General features: G+C 66.9%; 17 protein-coding genes. 6 read left to right on the top strand and 11 right to left on the bottom strand.

What is annotated here, in order from left to right; genetic code table 11:
• Window position 1 precedes the first annotated feature (1 nt).
• The 3 genes from Q4G14_RS05400 to Q4G14_RS05390 form a co-directional block, all read right to left on the bottom strand.
• Window positions 2–475 carry a GFA family protein gene (locus tag Q4G14_RS05400; RefSeq protein WP_303360711.1) on the bottom strand — a complete coding sequence of 158 codons (474 nt, stop codon included), beginning with the start codon at window positions 473–475 and terminating at the stop codon, window positions 2–4.
• 608 nt (window positions 476–1083) lie between these two features.
• Window positions 1084–1320 carry a hypothetical protein gene (locus Q4G14_RS05395; RefSeq protein WP_303360710.1) on the bottom strand — a complete coding sequence of 79 codons (237 nt, stop codon included), beginning with the start codon at window positions 1318–1320 and terminating at the stop codon, window positions 1084–1086.
• Window positions 1320–2495 carry an acetyl-CoA C-acyltransferase family protein gene (locus Q4G14_RS05390; protein WP_303360709.1) on the bottom strand — a complete coding sequence of 392 codons (1176 nt, stop codon included), beginning with the start codon at window positions 2493–2495 and terminating at the stop codon, window positions 1320–1322. The genes Q4G14_RS05395 and Q4G14_RS05390 overlap by 1 nt, the downstream gene beginning before the upstream one ends.
• A 101-nt stretch (window positions 2496–2596) precedes the next feature.
• On the opposite strand from Q4G14_RS05390, the gene Q4G14_RS05385 reads away from it, so the two are divergent.
• From Q4G14_RS05385 to Q4G14_RS05365, 5 genes are all read left to right on the top strand, one after another.
• Complete coding sequence (locus tag Q4G14_RS05385; RefSeq protein WP_303360708.1) at window positions 2597–2986, top strand: winged helix-turn-helix domain-containing protein; 390 nt, start codon at window positions 2597–2599, stop codon at window positions 2984–2986.
• 60 nt (window positions 2987–3046) lie between these two features.
• The gene (gene modA, locus Q4G14_RS05380) at window positions 3047–3787 is read left to right on the top strand and encodes a molybdate ABC transporter substrate-binding protein (RefSeq protein ID WP_303360707.1); all 741 of its coding nucleotides are present in this window, start codon (window positions 3047–3049) and stop codon (window positions 3785–3787) included.
• Entirely contained in the window at window positions 3784–4473 is a 690-nt protein-coding gene (gene modB, locus Q4G14_RS05375) for a molybdate ABC transporter permease subunit (protein WP_303360706.1), read from the top strand. Before modA ends, modB begins: the two co-directional genes overlap by 4 nt.
• On the top strand, window positions 4470–5537 hold the full coding sequence (gene modC, locus Q4G14_RS05370) for a molybdenum ABC transporter ATP-binding protein (protein ID WP_303360705.1): 1068 nt from the start codon (window positions 4470–4472) through the stop codon (window positions 5535–5537). The genes modB and modC overlap by 4 nt, the downstream gene beginning before the upstream one ends.
• A 73-nt stretch (window positions 5538–5610) precedes the next feature.
• Complete coding sequence (locus Q4G14_RS05365) at window positions 5611–6192, top strand: lytic transglycosylase (RefSeq protein WP_303360704.1); 582 nt, start codon at window positions 5611–5613, stop codon at window positions 6190–6192.
• Window positions 6193–6418: 226 nt separating this feature from the next.
• Here Q4G14_RS05365 and Q4G14_RS05360 read toward each other — a convergent pair whose 3' ends face one another.
• Window positions 6419–6832 carry a VOC family protein gene (locus Q4G14_RS05360; RefSeq protein ID WP_303360703.1) on the bottom strand — a complete coding sequence of 138 codons (414 nt, stop codon included), beginning with the start codon at window positions 6830–6832 and terminating at the stop codon, window positions 6419–6421.
• Between the two features lie 496 nt (window positions 6833–7328).
• Between Q4G14_RS05360 and Q4G14_RS05355 the strand changes: the two genes are divergently transcribed.
• Window positions 7329–7967, top strand: a complete 639-nt coding sequence (locus tag Q4G14_RS05355) for a rhomboid family intramembrane serine protease (RefSeq protein ID WP_303360702.1) — start codon at window positions 7329–7331, stop codon at window positions 7965–7967.
• Window positions 7968–7974: 7 nt separating this feature from the next.
• Here the strand turns inward: Q4G14_RS05355 and Q4G14_RS05350 are convergent, their stop codons facing one another.
• The 7 genes from Q4G14_RS05350 to Q4G14_RS05320 all read right to left on the bottom strand — a co-directional run bounded on the left by Q4G14_RS05350 (window position 7975) and on the right by Q4G14_RS05320 (window position 15435).
• A complete protein-coding gene (locus tag Q4G14_RS05350) occupies window positions 7975–8943 on the bottom strand; it encodes a glycosyltransferase family 2 protein (protein WP_303360701.1) in 969 nt (322 codons plus the stop codon).
• Window positions 8944–8999: 56 nt separating this feature from the next.
• Entirely contained in the window at window positions 9000–9692 is a 693-nt protein-coding gene (locus tag Q4G14_RS05345) for a DUF2268 domain-containing putative Zn-dependent protease (protein WP_303360700.1), read from the bottom strand.
• Window positions 9693–9732: 40 nt separating this feature from the next.
• Window positions 9733–9855: a hypothetical protein gene (locus tag Q4G14_RS05340; protein WP_303360699.1), complete on the bottom strand. Its 123-nt coding sequence runs from the start codon at window positions 9853–9855 to the stop codon at window positions 9733–9735.
• Between the two features lie 100 nt (window positions 9856–9955).
• Window positions 9956–12601 carry a DNA translocase FtsK gene (locus Q4G14_RS05335; protein WP_303360698.1) on the bottom strand — a complete coding sequence of 882 codons (2646 nt, stop codon included), beginning with the start codon at window positions 12599–12601 and terminating at the stop codon, window positions 9956–9958.
• A gap of 2 nt (window positions 12602–12603) precedes the next feature.
• On the bottom strand, window positions 12604–13788 hold the full coding sequence (locus tag Q4G14_RS05330) for an aminotransferase class I/II-fold pyridoxal phosphate-dependent enzyme (RefSeq protein ID WP_303360697.1): 1185 nt from the start codon (window positions 13786–13788) through the stop codon (window positions 12604–12606).
• Window positions 13789–13933: 145 nt separating this feature from the next.
• On the bottom strand, window positions 13934–15259 hold the full coding sequence (locus tag Q4G14_RS05325; protein WP_303360696.1) for an amidase: 1326 nt from the start codon (window positions 15257–15259) through the stop codon (window positions 13934–13936).
• On the bottom strand, window positions 15259–15435 hold the full coding sequence (locus tag Q4G14_RS05320) for a DUF1674 domain-containing protein (RefSeq protein WP_303360695.1): 177 nt from the start codon (window positions 15433–15435) through the stop codon (window positions 15259–15261). Before Q4G14_RS05320 ends, Q4G14_RS05325 begins: the two co-directional genes overlap by 1 nt.
• Window positions 15436–15488: the final 53 nt, after the last annotated feature.

Here is a 15488-nt window from a genome sequence, read left to right as displayed (position 1 = left end):
CTCAGGCCCCCCGCGCCTCGGCCGCCTGCACCGCCGCGCCGAATTCTTCGGGCGTGGGCGATTGTTCAAAGGCGGGCACCCCCTCGGGCAGCACCAGCCACGGCTGTTTCCGGCTGGTCCAGATATGCGCCATCGGCACCAGCCCCGCGCTGTGATCCAGCGTCCCGGCACGCAGAAAGACCATATCGGGCAGCATATCGTTGCGATTGAACAGCCGGGTATGACAGGCGGCGCAGAACACTTCGGTAAAGCGGATACCATCCCGCTGCCGCACAAAGCCAACCGTTTCGCCGCTGCAATCCAGCGCATCCGCCGTCAGCATCGCATGTTCGGCAAAGGCGCTGCTGCTGCGGGTCTGACAGTTCAGGCAATGGCAGGCGTAAACATGCAGCCGCCCGACCGCGACGGCATAGGTCACGGCACCGCAGTCACAACCTCCGGTTTTCGGCATCGGGTCATCCCTGTTGTTTTTCATTCTGGCTAACGATCTGCGGGCGACACATGTTCCCAAGCCTCGGGCCATGCGCCTGCCCCCGATCTGCCCACAAACCCGCAGCAAAGCCATCCGCAGAGGCACATCCAGCACTGCCGCTGCGGCTTCCCGCATCAGGTCATCCCCGAAGGGTTCCATCACCGCCAGACAATCTGAATATGGAAAATTTTTCTAAATCCAAGGCGACGCACCCGCCCGACAAAGCCCAGCCGTGCCCGTGCCATCAAAAATCGGCAGTCGCCGCGAAGCTGACAGTTCAGAGAAAGGCAGCCGCCACTCACGGATCACACCCTGCGGCCTCCGGCATCGGGCACCTTGGGCAATCCGCCGCGTCTCTGCGCCACATCGCCCCTCACCCGGCCCCGCTGCGCCCCCCTATCCTGCAACGCGCATCGTCTGTGCACAGCTTGTGTACAGCCTGTGCACAGGTTGTGCATCGGTTGTGCAGCCAAAATCCCGGCATTTGCTGGCTTTCGCGGCCCGGCCCTGCGCCCTGTTGCGCCATGCAACGCCCGCAGCCGTTGCGCAGGCGCAAAAGAAAACGGCGCGCCCTTTCGGAACGCACCGTCAATCTGCCGACCTGCCGAAACTCACCCCGCCGCGCGTGCCGCGGCAATGGCGTTCTCCACCGCACGGCGCGCCTGCGGGCTGTTCGCCCAGCAGGTCGTGCCCAAAGCCGCCGCCGTGCCCCGGCAGATGGTTTCCGCATCCGCCTTGGCCAAAGAGGCAAGGCCGCAAAACCCTGCCTCTTCAAGACGTTGCACCACCATCGGCCCGACGAATTTCGCGCCCGGCAGAACCTGACGTTCGCCCGGCGCGAAGCGCATCAGAGCCGTTCCAGCGCCAGCGCGATACCCTGACCGCCGCCGATGCACATGGTGACGATGGCGCGCTTGCCGCCGATCCGCTCCAGCTCATACAGAGCCTTCACGGTCAGGATCGCCCCGGTCGCGCCGACCGGGTGGCCCAGCGCGATCGCGCCGCCGTTCGGGTTGACCTTGGCCGGGTCCAGACCCAGTTGCTTGTTCACGGCCAGCGCCTGTGCGGCAAAGGCCTCGTTCGATTCGATCACGTCGAAATCACCCAGCGACAGCCCGGTTTTTTCCAGCAATTGCTGGACCGCAGGCACCGGGCCGATGCCCATGATCCGCGCCGGAACCCCCGCCACGGCATAGCCCAGCAGCTTGGCCTTGGGCGTCAGACCGGCCTTTTCGGCGGCCTCGGCACGGGCCAGCACCACGGCGGCGGCGCCATCGTTGATGCCCGAGGCGTTACCGGCGGTCACGGTGCCATCCTTCTGGAAGGCGGCGCGCAAGGCACCCAGTTTTTCCAGCGTGGTGGCCTTGGGGTGTTCGTCGGTGTCGAACACCGTCACACCCTTGCGCGACTTGATCTCAAAGCCCGCGATCTGATCCTTGAAGCGGCCTTCCTCGATCGCCTTGGCGGCGCGGTTCTGCGATTCCAGCGCAAAGGCATCCTGCTCTTCGCGCGTCACGCCGTTTTCGGCGGCGACGTTTTCGGCGGTGATGCCCATGTGGCCGGTGCCCATCGGGCAGGTCAGCGCGCCAACCATCATGTCATACATGGTGGCATCGCCCATCCGCTGCCCGTGCCGCATGGTGGGCGAGGCATAGGGCGCGCGACTCATGTTTTCGGCGCCGCCGGCAAGGGCGAAATCGGCATCGCCCAGCATCAGCGCCTGCGCCGCCGAAACCACCGCCTGCGCGCCCGAACCGCACAGCCGGTTCACGTTCATCGCCGGGGTGGTGTCGGGAATCCCGGCCTCCAGCATGGCGGCGCGCGACAGATACATGTCGCGTGGTTCGGTGTTGATGACATGGCCGAACACGACAGTGCCGATCTGGTCCGGCGACACGCCGCCGCGTTCCATCGCGGCCTTGGCGACATGCGTGGCCAATTGAATCGGCGGGACCGAGGCCAGGCTGCCGCCAAAGCCGCCAATGGCCGTGCGCGCGCCCGACAGGATAACGATATCCGACATGAAGTTCCCCCTCTATGTAAAATGCTCCTGCGACCTTAGTGCGAGAACCGGGCGTCGAAAAGCCCTTGCGTCACGCAGGCCAGTCGCCCGACAATGTGGCGATGACCGAACCGGCTGACAACCCGCAAAAGCCCGCTTTGCCCCGTATCAAGCTGCGGCTGGATTACGGCCCGGCGTTGACCCTTGGCCCCGGCAAGGCCGATCTGCTGACCGGCATCGCCGAGCTTGGCTCGATTTCCGCCGCAGGCCGCCGCATGGGCATGAGCTATAAGCGCGCCTGGTCGCTGGTCGAGGAAATGAACAGCGCCTTTGCCCGCCCGCTGGTGGACAGCGCGCGTGGCGGGCCGGGCGGGGGCGGCGCGGTGCTGACCGAAACCGGCGCGCAGGTGCTGGCGCATTTCCGGGCGCTGGAATCGCTGCTGGTCGGGGCGGGGTCGGGCGATATTGCCGCCATCACCGGGATGCTGGACGATATGTCCGAACGGAAATGACGCTTGCCTGACCGGGCGCGGCGCGGTTATGGTCGCCCGGACATAACCAGAGGGGCCGCCATGCCAACCCTGACCCGCCGTGCCATTCTGGCCGCAACCATCGCCCTGATCCCGGCGCTGTCGCAGGCCGAAGACATCACCATCTTTGCCGCCGCCAGCCTGAAAACCGCGCTGGATCAGATCGCCGCCGAACATCCGGGCACGGCGGTCATTTCCTATGGCGGGTCGTCCGCCCTTGCCCGCCAGATCGTGTCGGGTGCGCCTGCCGACATCTTCATCTCGGCCTCTGTGCCGTGGATGGACGAGGTAGACAGCGCCGGGCTGATCGCAGGCGACAGCCGCCGCGATCTGCTGGGCAACGATCTGGTGCTGGTGGCCCATGGGCAGGGCGCGGCGATCACCTCGCTGGACGGGTTTGCCGACACATTGGGCGATGACAAGCTGGCCATGGCGCTGGTCGAATCCGTGCCCGCAGGGGTTTACGGCAAGCAGGCGCTGGAATCTCTGGGGCAATGGGCGGCGCTGGAACCGCATGTCGCGCAGGCCGACGATGTGCGCGCGGCCTTGGCGCTGGTGGCATCGGGGGCGGCCCCCTATGGCATCGTCTATGCCAGCGACGCGGTGGCCGAACCCGCCGTTTCGGTGGTCTATACCTTTCCGCAAGGCAGCCACGATCCGATCATCTACCCCGCCGCCCTGCTAAGCGATAACGCGGCGGCGGCAGAGTTTCTGGATGCGCTGTCGGGCGATGCCGCCCGCGCCGTCTTTGCCGCAAACGGCTTTACCACGCTGGCGGAATGAGCTGGCTCGGCCCGCAGGAATGGCAGGCGGTGCTGCTGTCGCTGCGGGTGGCGACGGTGGCCACGCTGGCCGCGCTGCCCCTGGCCATCGGTCTGGGCTGGGTGCTGGCGCGGCGGCGCTTTCCGGGCCACGGGCTGTTGTCTGCCGCGCTGCATCTGCCGCTGGTGCTGCCGCCGGTCGTCACCGGCTATCTGCTGCTGCTGCTGTTTCGCCGCAATGCGCCGGTTGGCAGCTTTCTGGCCGGCATCGGCATGTCGCCCGCCTTTCACTGGACCGGCGCGGCGATTGCCGCGGGCGTCATGGGCTTTCCGCTGATGGTGCGCGCCATCCGGCTGGGGTTCGAAGCGGTGGACCCCCGGCTAGAGGCCGCCGCCTCCACCCTTGGCGCCAGCCGCCCCGCCGTATTCGCCACCGTCACCCTGCCGCTGATCCTGCCCGCGATCATCGCCGGAACCGTACTGGGCTTTGCCAAGGCCATGGGTGAATTCGGCGCGACCATCACCTTTGTCGCCAATATCCCCGGCCAGACGCAGACGCTGCCATCGGCCATCTATGCCCTGCTGCAAGTGCCGGGCGGCGAGGGCGCGGCGATGCGGCTGGTCGGGATCTCGGTCGGCATTGCGATTCTGGCCGTGCTGGCATCCGAGGTGCTGGCGCGGCGCGCGCAGGCAAGGCTGACCGCATGAGCCTGTCGGTCGATTTCCGCAAGACCTTTCCCGGCCTGTCGCTGGACGTGGCCTTTGACGCGCCGGGCGGGGTGACGGCGATCTATGGCCCTTCGGGTTGCGGCAAGACCACCACGGTCAATGCCGTGGCCGGGCTGATGACGCCCGACGCCGGGCGCATCAGCCTGAACGGGCGCGATCTGTGGGCCGGGGGGCGCGGCCTGCCGCCGCATCGGCGCCGCATCGGCTATGTCTTTCAGGATGCACGGCTGTTTCCGCATCTGAATGTCGCGGGCAATCTGGATTACCCGGCCCGCTTTGCCCCCGCCCCGCCCGATGCCGCCACCCGCGCCCGCGTGATCGAGATGCTGGACATCGGCGCGCTGCTGACCCGCCGCCCCGCCGGTCTGTCGGGCGGCGAGCATCAGCGTGTCGCCATCGGCCGCGCGCTGTTATCCTCGCCCGATCTGCTGATTCTGGACGAGCCGCTGGCCTCGCTCGATCCGGGGCGCAAGGCGGACATCCTGCCGTTTCTGATGCGGCTGCGGCAGGCCGAGGGGCCGCCGATCCTGTATGTCAGCCACGCGATGGCCGAAATCGCCCGGCTGGCCGATACGCTGATCGTGATGGCGCGCGGGCGCGTGGCCCATGCCGGGCCGCTGGCCGAGGCGCTGTCTGATCCCGCCGCCGCCCGCGCCATCGGCGGGGCCGAGGGCGGCGCGATCCTGCCCGCCACCGTCGCCGGGCCGGGGCCGGACGGGCTGACCCGGCTGGACACGCCCGCCGGGCCGATCCTGCTGGCCGATCCGCCCGGCGCGCCCGGCACCACGCTGCGCCTGCGCATTCTGGCGCATGAGGTGATGCTGGCGCGCACCGCCCCCGCCGGGCTGTCGGCGCTGAACGTGCTGCCCGCCCGCGTCGCCGCGCTGTCGGAATCGGGCAGCCGGGTTCTGGTGCAACTGGCCATGGGCCGGGCGCGGATGCTGGCCGAAATCACCGCCCGATCCGCCGCCGCGCTGGAGCTGCGCCCCGGCAGCGACTGCTTTGCCGTCATCAAGACGGTGGCGCTGATCCGCCAATCGTGACCGATGAGCCTTTCGTGATTCCACAATGCCGCGATTTCCCCTATGATCGTCGGAAAAAGAACACGAGGCAGTGATGAACAGGCTTTTGAAACTGGCCATTGTCGGGCTGGTCGCATCATGCGGTGGTGGCGGCGGTAATTATTCCGCGCCCCGCAATCTGGATAATGCGTGCCTGCTGGTGCGCGAACGCCCGGCCTATATGAACGCGATGCGGGCCACCGAACGGCGCTGGGGCGTGCCGGTGCATGTGCAGATGGCCACGATCCATCAGGAATCGAAATTCATCGGCGATGCGCGCACTCCGCATCAATACGCATTGGGCGTCATCCCCATCGGGCGGCAAAGCAGCGCCTTTGGCTATAGTCAGGCGCTGGATGGCACCTGGGATGAATACGTCAAGGAAACCGGCAACCGCCGCGCCCGGCGCGACAATATCCGCGACGCCACCGATTTCATGGGCTGGTATATGCACGGCACCACCAACCGTCTGGGCATTTCCAAATGGGACGCGGGCGGGCAGTATCTGGCCTATCACGAGGGCCGCAGCGGCTTTGCCCGCGGATCGCATATGAACAAGCCATGGCTGCTGCGCGTGGCGGGCAATGTCAGCCAGCGGTCGGCGATGTATCAGGCGCAACTGACGAACTGCCGGTAAGGCCGAGGGGCTGGCCGCGCCCGGTCAAGGCGTCTGGCTGGCCCGGCTTTGCTGATCGACAGCTTGCCTCCCGGCCTTGAGGCTATCCCCTTGGGTCGCCTGCCCCTTTGGAGGCAAGCGCAATCCGCTGTGCCGCACCCCTGTCAGAACCATCGGCTGACCGGGCGTCCGCCACGCCCCCGCCGCCGCGCCGCCACTGCCGCGCCGCCACTGCCGCGCCGCCCGGTTATCGGGCGAACATCCCTGACCAGTCGGCAAAACCCTTGATCTCGATCGGGTTGCCGGACGGGTCGCGAAAGAACATCGTGCCCTGCTCGCCGGGTTGGCCGGCAAAACGGATGGTGGGGGCGATCACGAACGCGACCCCGGCGGCGGTCAGGCGGTCGGCCATGGCCTGCCAGTCGGCCATCCGCAGCACCAGCCCCAGATGCGGCATCGGCACCAGATGATCGCCCACCCGGCCCGTGTCGGTGGTGGCAAAGGGCTGGCCCAGATGCAGGCTGATCTGATGGCCGGCCATGTCGAAATCGACCCATGTTTCGGTGCTGCGCCCCTCGGCACAGCCCAGAATATCGCCGTAAAACGCCCGCGCCGCATCCAGATCGGTGACGTGATAGGCAAGGTGAAAGCGGCTTTCCATGTGGTTCCCCCTGATGGCCCCGGCAGCCCCGCCCGGCGGGAAATCTGCGCAAATCCGGGGCACTATGCGCCGCTGTGGACCACGCGTCCAGCGCCCTTGTCCGGCCGGCCCCTTATTGAAAAGCGGCGGACAAGCCCCCGATTCGCCCGGCGGCAAGGCAAAGCCGGTTCTGGCGGGCGGGGTGACTGCCCGTGACAAGCCGTTCCGGGTTGTGGGGGAGCGCCCCAAGGTGCGTATTTAGGCAAACAGGAAGCCTGCTTGGGGGCGGTTCAGGGCGGCGCCCTTGGGCGATAGTTGTTTGACCGGCACCCGGTCGTCAAAGGCGGTGATGGCGGTCGAGGCCATTCACGCTTGATGGTAAACTACGGGGTTATTCTTTCAGATTTCGCGGGCCGGTGAATGTCGGATCATCCATCCGCGCCGCGCGGTATCCCGCCTGTTGCGTTGCAATCAGCGCGGCCTGTGCTTATTTCGAGGGATCAAGCGCACGGTGTCCATGAAAACCCTCCCCCGCCCCTTTATCGCCATTATCGCCCTGTGCTGCCTGATCGAAGCAGCCCTGAGCCTTGCGCCCCTGCTGGGTGCGCCGGTCGGTGTGCGGCAGTTGGTGTTCGCCCTGGGCGGGTTCTGGCCTGCCATCGTCGGCACCGGGCGCGGCGTCTATCCGTTTCAGGATCTGGCGATGTTCGTCAGCTATGGCTTGCTTCATGCCGGGCTGGCGCATCTGGCGATGAACATGCTGTCACTGGCGGTTCTGGTGCGCGAAATGGCCCCGGCGCTGTCCACGGCGCGGCTGCTGGCGATCTATGCCGTTGCGCAGGTGGCCGGGGCGCTGTTGTTTTGGCAGATGCACCCGATTGGCGGGCCGATGGTCGGAGCCTCGGGGGCGGTGTTCGGGCTGGCGGGGGCGCTGTTTGGCTTTGCCGTGGTGCGATACAGGGCGCGCGGGCTGCCGATGGGGGGGCTGATGCGATCCGCCGCGATCCTGATCGGGCTGAACCTGATCCTGACGGTGCTGATGCCCAGCGTCGCATGGCAGGCACATCTGGGCGGAGCGCTGGCCGGGCTGGTCATGGGCGCGGTCTATGGCGCGATGCCGCCGCCACAGCGCAAGCCGATGCGCGCGCCGCGATAAGCCGCCCTCAGCCGCCCTTGCCCGAATTGCCGTCGCGCGCCAGATAATCGCGCCATAGATGCGGCGGCTGCGGCTGGTGCTTGCCGCGCAGGCGGGCCTGCACGCGGTGCAGCGTATTGCCCAGCAAAAACAGCGCATTCCCGGCCCACAGCCCCGCCGCGCCGTGATGCCGCCGCAGATAGCGGCGGCGCGATTGCAGCCAGATCGGCGATATCGGTTTGGCCTCGGGCGGCGGCTCGCCGGGGCGCAGGCCGGTGGACTGGCCTTCGTAATGCACCACAAGGCTGTCGGCGACGAACCAGACCTGCTGCCCGGCACGGCGGGCGCGGGTCATCAGATCGGTTTCCTCGAAATACAGGAAAAAGCCGTCATCCATCAGCCCGACCTCATCCAGCAGGCTGCGCCGTGCCATAAAGCTGGCCCCCGACACCCAATCGACCTGCTGCGTCTCGCGCAGTTTCAGCATCGGGATCACCCCTGACGGCACCAGCCGGTCTGCCGGGCCAAAGCACAGCCCGCGAAAGAACTCGCGCCACGGCACCGGAAAGCGGAAGCCCGATGCGGCAAGGCTGCCATCGGGGTTCAGCAACTGGCTGCCCGCAATGCCCGCATCGGGGTGATCGCGCAGAAATTCCCACAGCCGGTCCACCGCGCCGGGGCGGATCACCGTGTCCGGGTTCAGGAAATGCACATAGCCGAACGAAGCGTCCGGGGCGACCTGCCGCTGATAGATCGCGTTATTGCCATAGGCAAAGCCGCCGTTCTTGCCGATGGGCGCGCATTCGGCCCAATCATAGCCGCGCTGCGTGATATGGGCATGGATCGCCTGAACCGAGCCATCGCCGGATTCGGCATCCCCGATAAAGACCCGCAGATCCAGCCGCGCCGCGGGATCGGCAAGCGAATCCAGACAATCGCAGACCAGATGCGGCGTGCGGTAATTGACGATGATGATTGCGATCCGGTCGCCGGACATGACGGGTGAACCTTTTAACACTGACCCTGCGCTTTTACTGCATTGGCTTGCGCCGCTCAACCTTGGGCGTGATCGGCGGCGGGTGCGTCGGCCGGGGCATCGGGCGCGGCCCCCTCGGCCGTGACCAGCCGGCGCATGGCGGCGCGAAAGGCATCGGCCCCGGTTTGCGCCAGCGAGGCCGCTGTATCGTCGGGGGCCTGCGTCAGATATTCGGCGATCAGCCGGTGCCCCAACCCATAGCCGGACCATTTGCGCAGCCCGGCCTTGCCCTGAAACCATTCGGCATAGCTGAAATCCAGCCGCGACCATTCGTTCTGCGCCCGCCGCGCCAGCCCGGCAGACGGCACGGTGCGGTCCCACGGGTCGGGCTGCCCCCCCAGCACCTGCAAGACGAAATGCCCGGCCAGCCCCTCGCTGACCAGCGTTTCGCCCAAAGACCGGCCATAGCCCGGCCCCGCCCAACGCACGATGTGGTGCATTTCATGCAGCAGAGTGCGGATCAGCGCCTGCGCATTATAGCGCGCCGGGTCCAGCATGATCTCGACCAGGCCGGGCGCGGGGGCATAGCCGGACATCCCCCAATCGGTCGCCCCGCCGCCCGGTTCGGCCCGCACCACCAGATCGAAATCAGGCACGGCAACCAGATCCGAGGCCATCGCCACCGCATGACGCGCCCCCGCCCGGATCTCGGGCAGGATCGGGGTCAGCGCATGATGCGCGTTCAGGGGGTGCAGATAAAAGGTCGTCATATGGGCGGTGATGCCCGATCCGACGGCGCATGAAAAGACCTCAGCCCCGCGCGGCAGTCAGAGGGGCGGTCAACCGCTCAAGCTCTTGCGCAATCCGGGCGGCACGATCCGCCAGAAAGGCCGCATCGTCGCCGGGAAGGGCACAGTGGCCCCAAAGCCGCATTCAACTGATGCGGAATGGTCTGCGGCTTCATCAAACTTACCTCGCTGCCATGGGTCTGCGTCACCCATAGCAGCGTTGGTTTAACAAACCGTGAACGCCCTTACACCTCGGGCACCAGCACTTCGCGTTTGCCGACGTGGTTGCTGGCCGAGACGACGCCCTGTTCTTCCAGCTGATCGACCAGACGCGCGGCTTTTTGATAGCCGATGGACAGTTTGCGTTGCAGATAGCTGGTGGAACATTTGCGGTCGCGGGCGACGATCATCACCGCCTGATCGTAAAGCGCCTCGTCGGAATTGTCGGTGCCAAGGCCCAGAACGGCGTCGATTTCGTCGGCGCGGTCATCCTCGGGGCCTTCGACGACGCCCGACTGATAGCTGGGCGGGCCAAAGGATTTCAGGTGGTTGACGACCTCTTCAACCTCTTCATCGCTGACGAAGGGGCCGTGGATACGGGCGATGCGCGCGCCGTTGCCCATATACAGCATGTCGCCCTGCCCCAGCAGTTGTTCGGCCCCCTGTTCGCCCAGAATCGTGCGCGAGTCGATTTTCGACGTAACCTGAAAGCTGATCCGGGTGGGGAAGTTCGCCTTGATCGTGCCGGTGATAACATCGACCGAAGGCCGCTGCGTTGCCATGATCAGGTGAATCCCCGAGGCCCGCGCCATCTGCGCAAGGCGTTGAATACACGCCTCGATTTCCTTGCCCGCGACCATCATCAGATCGGCCATCTCGTCCACGACGACGACGATATAGGGGAAGGTTTCGGGCAGGAATTCCTCGGTTTCAAAGATCGGCTCGCCGGTGTCTTCGTCAAAGCCGGTCTGGACGGTGCGGCGGAACATCTCGTTCTTGGCCAAGGCCTCGCGGACGCGGCCGTTATAGCCCTCGATATTGCGCACGCCCATCTTGGACATCTTGCGATAGCGTTCCTCCATTTCCGACACGACCCATTTCAGGGCCACGACGGCCTTTTTCGGATCGGTCACGACCGGGGACAGCAGATGCGGAATGCCGTCATAGACCGACAGTTCCAGCATCTTGGGGTCGATCATAATCATCCGGCATTCGTCGGGCGTCAGCTTATACAGCAGCGACAGGATCATGGTGTTGATCGCCACCGATTTCCCCGAACCCGTGGTCCCGGCGATCAGCAGGTGCGGCATCTTGGCCAGATTGGCCACCACCGGATCGCCGCCGATGTCCTTGCCAAGTGCCAGCGGCAGCGGATGCGTGCCGTCGCCATAGGCGCGCGCCGACAGGATTTCGCGCAGCACCACCTTTTCGCGCCGCGCATTGGGCAGTTCGATGCCGATGACGGTGCGGCCCGGCACGGTGCTGACGCGCGCCGACAGCGCCGACATGCTGCGCGCGATGTCATCGGCCAGACCGATGACACGGCTGGCCTTCAGCCCCGGCGCGGGTTCCAGCTCATACAGGGTCACGACCGGGCCGGGGCGCACCTCGGTGATCTGGCCCTTGACGCCGTAATCATCCAGCACCGCCTCGAGCATACGGGCGTTTTCCATCAGCGCCTCTTGCGACATCTGATGGCGGTCGCCGGGGCGGGCATCGGTCAGCAGGGCCAGCGGCGGGCGTTCATAGGCGCTGTTTTCCTCGGCAAAGCGCAGTTGCGGCTGTGCCTCGGCCTGCGCCTGTTTCGAGGGCGCGGCCTTGCGCGCGGGTGGCACCACGGTGCGCGGCGTTTCGGCACCAAAGGGGGCGGGTTCGGCCGGTTCCACGACCGGCGCGGCGTCATCCTGTGCGACCTTGGCGCCGCCATCGCGCGACAGGCGCGCGGCCACGGCGGCCAGCACCGACCCCGCCCCCGAGCGGTTGCGGATCGCGTCGGAAATGCGGTGGCTTACCTCGTCCTGCGAGGGGGCCTCGCCGTCCCAGTCGGACTGGCGGTCAATCAGTTCGGGTTCGGGCAGATCGGCGGTGGTCAGATCGTCCGCCTCGTCCAGCGGCTGCGGCTTGCGGCGGGCAAAGATGCCCGGTGCGGCCACGGCAGTGGGGGCATCGGCCACGGCGGCAGCAGCGGCGGTCCGCGCCGCGCGGCGTTCGCGCAGCCGTTCCGCCATCGTGACCGAGGCCACGGCCCCGCGCCCGGCCAGCCGCATCGCGCCGTCATAGGCCGTCAGCAGCCCGATGACAAAGCGCCGCCACAGCGCCCGCAGCTCGGCGGCGTCGAAGCCCAGCACAAAGGCGGTAAAGCCCGCCGCCCCGATGGCCACCAGCAGGGCAAGGATCTTGATCCCGGCATAGGGCGAAAACGGCAGCAGGTTCAGCAGCGCCGCCATCACCATATCGCCGAAATGCCCGCCAAGGCCGTAGTTCTGCACCCAATCCGCCGGGGGCACCAGCGAGGTGGCATAGACCGACCACAGCGCCACCGCGATCGGCAGGAAAATGCCGCGCATGATCCGTTCTTCGCCCCTGTGCAGGATCAGCCGCAGCCCCCAGACCACGGCTCCGACCACCAGCAGCCACGACCCATAGCCCGCGATCATCATCAGGGGCGAGGCGATATAGGCCCCGATGGTGCCCAGCCAGTTCTGCGCCGCCGCATCGGTGGCCGACAAAAAGCTGGGATCATCCGCCGACCAGCTTGCCAACATCAGCGCAATCATCACGCCCAGCACGATCAGCCCCGCGCCCAGCAATTCCTTGCCCCGGCGTTCCAGTGCCGCCTGCGTGGTCTGATCGAACAGCGGATCGCGGCCCTTGGCCTGCCAGCTTGCCATGGTTAACCCCTTCCGTCGTAAAGCACCGCGCGCAGGCGGGTCAGCGCGATTTCCGTTTCTGCCGCATCGGCGACCAGCGCCACGCGGATAAAGCCCTTGCCCGGATTGTCGCCGTTCACATCACGCGACAGATAGGCGCCGGGCAGCACCTGAATACCGGCCTGTTCCCACAGGCGTTTTGCCGCCATCTCGCCGTCATCGACCGGCAGCCACAGGAAAAACCCGCCCGCAGGCGGCAGATAGCCGGGGATATTGCCAAAGATCCGGTCGGCGATGGCGTATTTTTGCTGATACAGCGCACGGCTGGCATCGACATGCGCTTCGTCGCGCCAGGCGGCCGCGCTGATGGCCTGTGCGGGCAGCGATAGCGGCGCACCCGCATAGGCGCGCAACTGCCGCATCCGCGCGATCTGCGCCGCCCCACCCGCCGCAAAGCCCGACCGCAGCCCCGGCAGGTTCGAGCGTTTCGACAGCGAATTGAACATCATCACCCGGTCGGCCAGCCCCATCCGCGTGGCCACCGCCAAGGCACCGGGCGGCGGCGCATCGCGCCAGATCTCGGAATAGCATTCATCGGCAAGGATGGTGAAATCATGCCGCTGAGCCAGGTCGATCAGCCGTTCCAGATCAGCCTCGCTGGCGGTCGCGCCCTGCGGATTGGCGGGCGAACACAGATAGGCCAGCGTCGTGCGATCCAGCAGATCAGGGGCAAGGCTGGCGTAATCGGGCAGGTGCCCGGTGGCATCGGTGGCGGGCACAAAGACCGGGTCGGCCCCGACCGTAGCCGCAGCCACGGCATAGACCTGATAGAACGGGTTCGGGATCAGGATCGCCGGGCGCTGGCCGTTTTTCTGTTCCGGGCACAGCGCGATGGCCGCGTTGAACAGCCCCTCGCGCGTGCCGTTCAGCGCCATGATCCGCGCCGGGTCCACATCCAGCCCATAGCGCCGGTCCAGCCAGCCGGAAATCGCCGCCAGCAGGTCGGGCGAGCCTTCGTTCGGCGGGTATTTGGCAAATCCGTTCAGGTTGTCAGCCATCACCTGCCCGACGAAATCGGGCATGGGGTGACGCGGCTCGCCGATGGTCAGAACCACCGGATCGCCGCCGGGCTGAAGACCGGACAACAGCGCCCGCAAACGCGGAAACGCGTATTCCGGCAGGTTCGAAAACCGCTCGGGGAATGCCATACTGCCTCGCTTTTGGGGTCTTTTGCCCCGTTTGCCTGTCAGATTACGGCAAAGTGACTGTGGGGTAAAGAGAATGTCGCGCCCAAAGGCCGGGGGTTTCACACCCCCGGACCCCCGTGGGATATTTGCAGACCAAAGATGCCTGTCAGGCCAAGGCCTGTTCCATTGCCGCAGCGACGCGCAGCAGAGCCAGATCGCCGCCCGCCGCGCCCATGGCCATGATGCCGCAACCGGGGCTGGCGGTGGGCAGGGTGATGGCGGGCAGGCCCAGCAGGTTGCCGATGCGGGTATTGCGCAGGGTCAGCAGGTTGGCCCGGACGAAATAGTCTTCGTCCGTGGACAGGCGTTCCGCATCGGGGGGCAGGATCGGCACGGTTGGCAGGATCACCGCATCAAAGCCCGCCACCGCCGTCGCCCATCTGGCACGGCAGCGGTGCAGCGTTTCCCATCCGGCGATATAGTCGGTGGCGGCGACGGCCTTGCCGCCCCGAAAGCGTTCGAGGATCGGCTTGTGCATCAGTTCCGGCGCGGCTTCGATCTGGTCGCGCCAGAGGGCATAGGCTTCGGGGGCGAACAGGGTTGGCGACAGGTCCAGCACACGGGGGATGATGTCGGGGGCGGCACGGCTGATGCCTGCGCCTGCGCGGGCCAGCCGTTCGACAGCGGTTTCAAAGGCGGTGGCGGGGCCTTGTTCGATCTGGTCGAAGGGCGCGCCTTCCAGCACCAGCAGCTTCAGGCCTGACGGCGTGGCCCCGCGCAGATCAGGCGCGCGGCGGGCGGTGACAAGGGCGAACAGTTCGGCGCAATCCTCGACCGTGCGGGCGATCGGTCCGGCCACGTCAAAGCGGCGGCACAGCGGCACCACGCCGGTGGCGGGCACGGCGCCGTGGGTCGGCTTGAACCCGCACAGCCCGTTCCACGCCGCAGGCACCCGGATCGACCCGCCGGTGTCCGACCCGATGGCCGCCGCCGACAGCCCAAGCGCCACCGACACCGCCGCGCCCGATGACGACCCGCCCGGCGCAAGGGCCGGGTCCAGCGCATTGGGCGGCGTCGCCGTGCGCGGGTTCAGGCCCAGGCCGGAAAAGGCCAGTTCGGTCATATGCGTCTTGCCCAGGCAGATCGCCCCGGCGGCTGTCGCATTGGCCAGCACCTCGGCATCGGCATCGGGGGTGCGCCCGTCCAGCAGGCGCGATCCGGCCTCGGTCGGGGTGCGGGCGCTGTCGATATTGTCTTTCCACGACAGCGCCACCCCATCCAGCAGGCTGCGGCGCAGGCCATCCTTGACGCGGTCATGGGCTGAAATCGCCTCGGACCGGGCGCGGGTTTCGGTCAGGCGGGCATAGATGCGGCGGCCATAGGGATGGCGGCGGGCCGCGTCGAGATAGGCTTCGGTCAGGTCAACCGGGTCCAGCAGGCCAGCCATGATCGCCCGGCCCTGCTCGGTGGCAGAAGCGCGCTGCCAGTCCATCAGAAATCCACCGCGATGCCGTTCTTTTCGTAATCGCCAAAGCGCACGGGTTCCGGCCCGTCGCGCCCGCCGTATTCCTTGGGCAAGGGCTGGTTCGCGGCGGCGGCCTTGCGGCGTTCTGCGGCCTCGGCCAGCGCGCGTTGGGCGGCGGGGGGCAGGTCTGTGCGGTCGGTCATGGCATTGCGCCCTGTTTTGGCCTAACGGATGGTGGCAGGTTAAGCGAAGGAAA

The sequence above is a fragment of the Paracoccus sp. (in: a-proteobacteria) genome (assembly GCF_030538755.1).
In the GTDB taxonomy this organism is placed as follows: domain Bacteria; phylum Pseudomonadota; class Alphaproteobacteria; order Rhodobacterales; family Rhodobacteraceae; genus Paracoccus.
The sequence above is the reverse complement of the archived record's forward strand: the minus strand, read 5'-3'. Positions and strand labels throughout refer to the sequence as shown.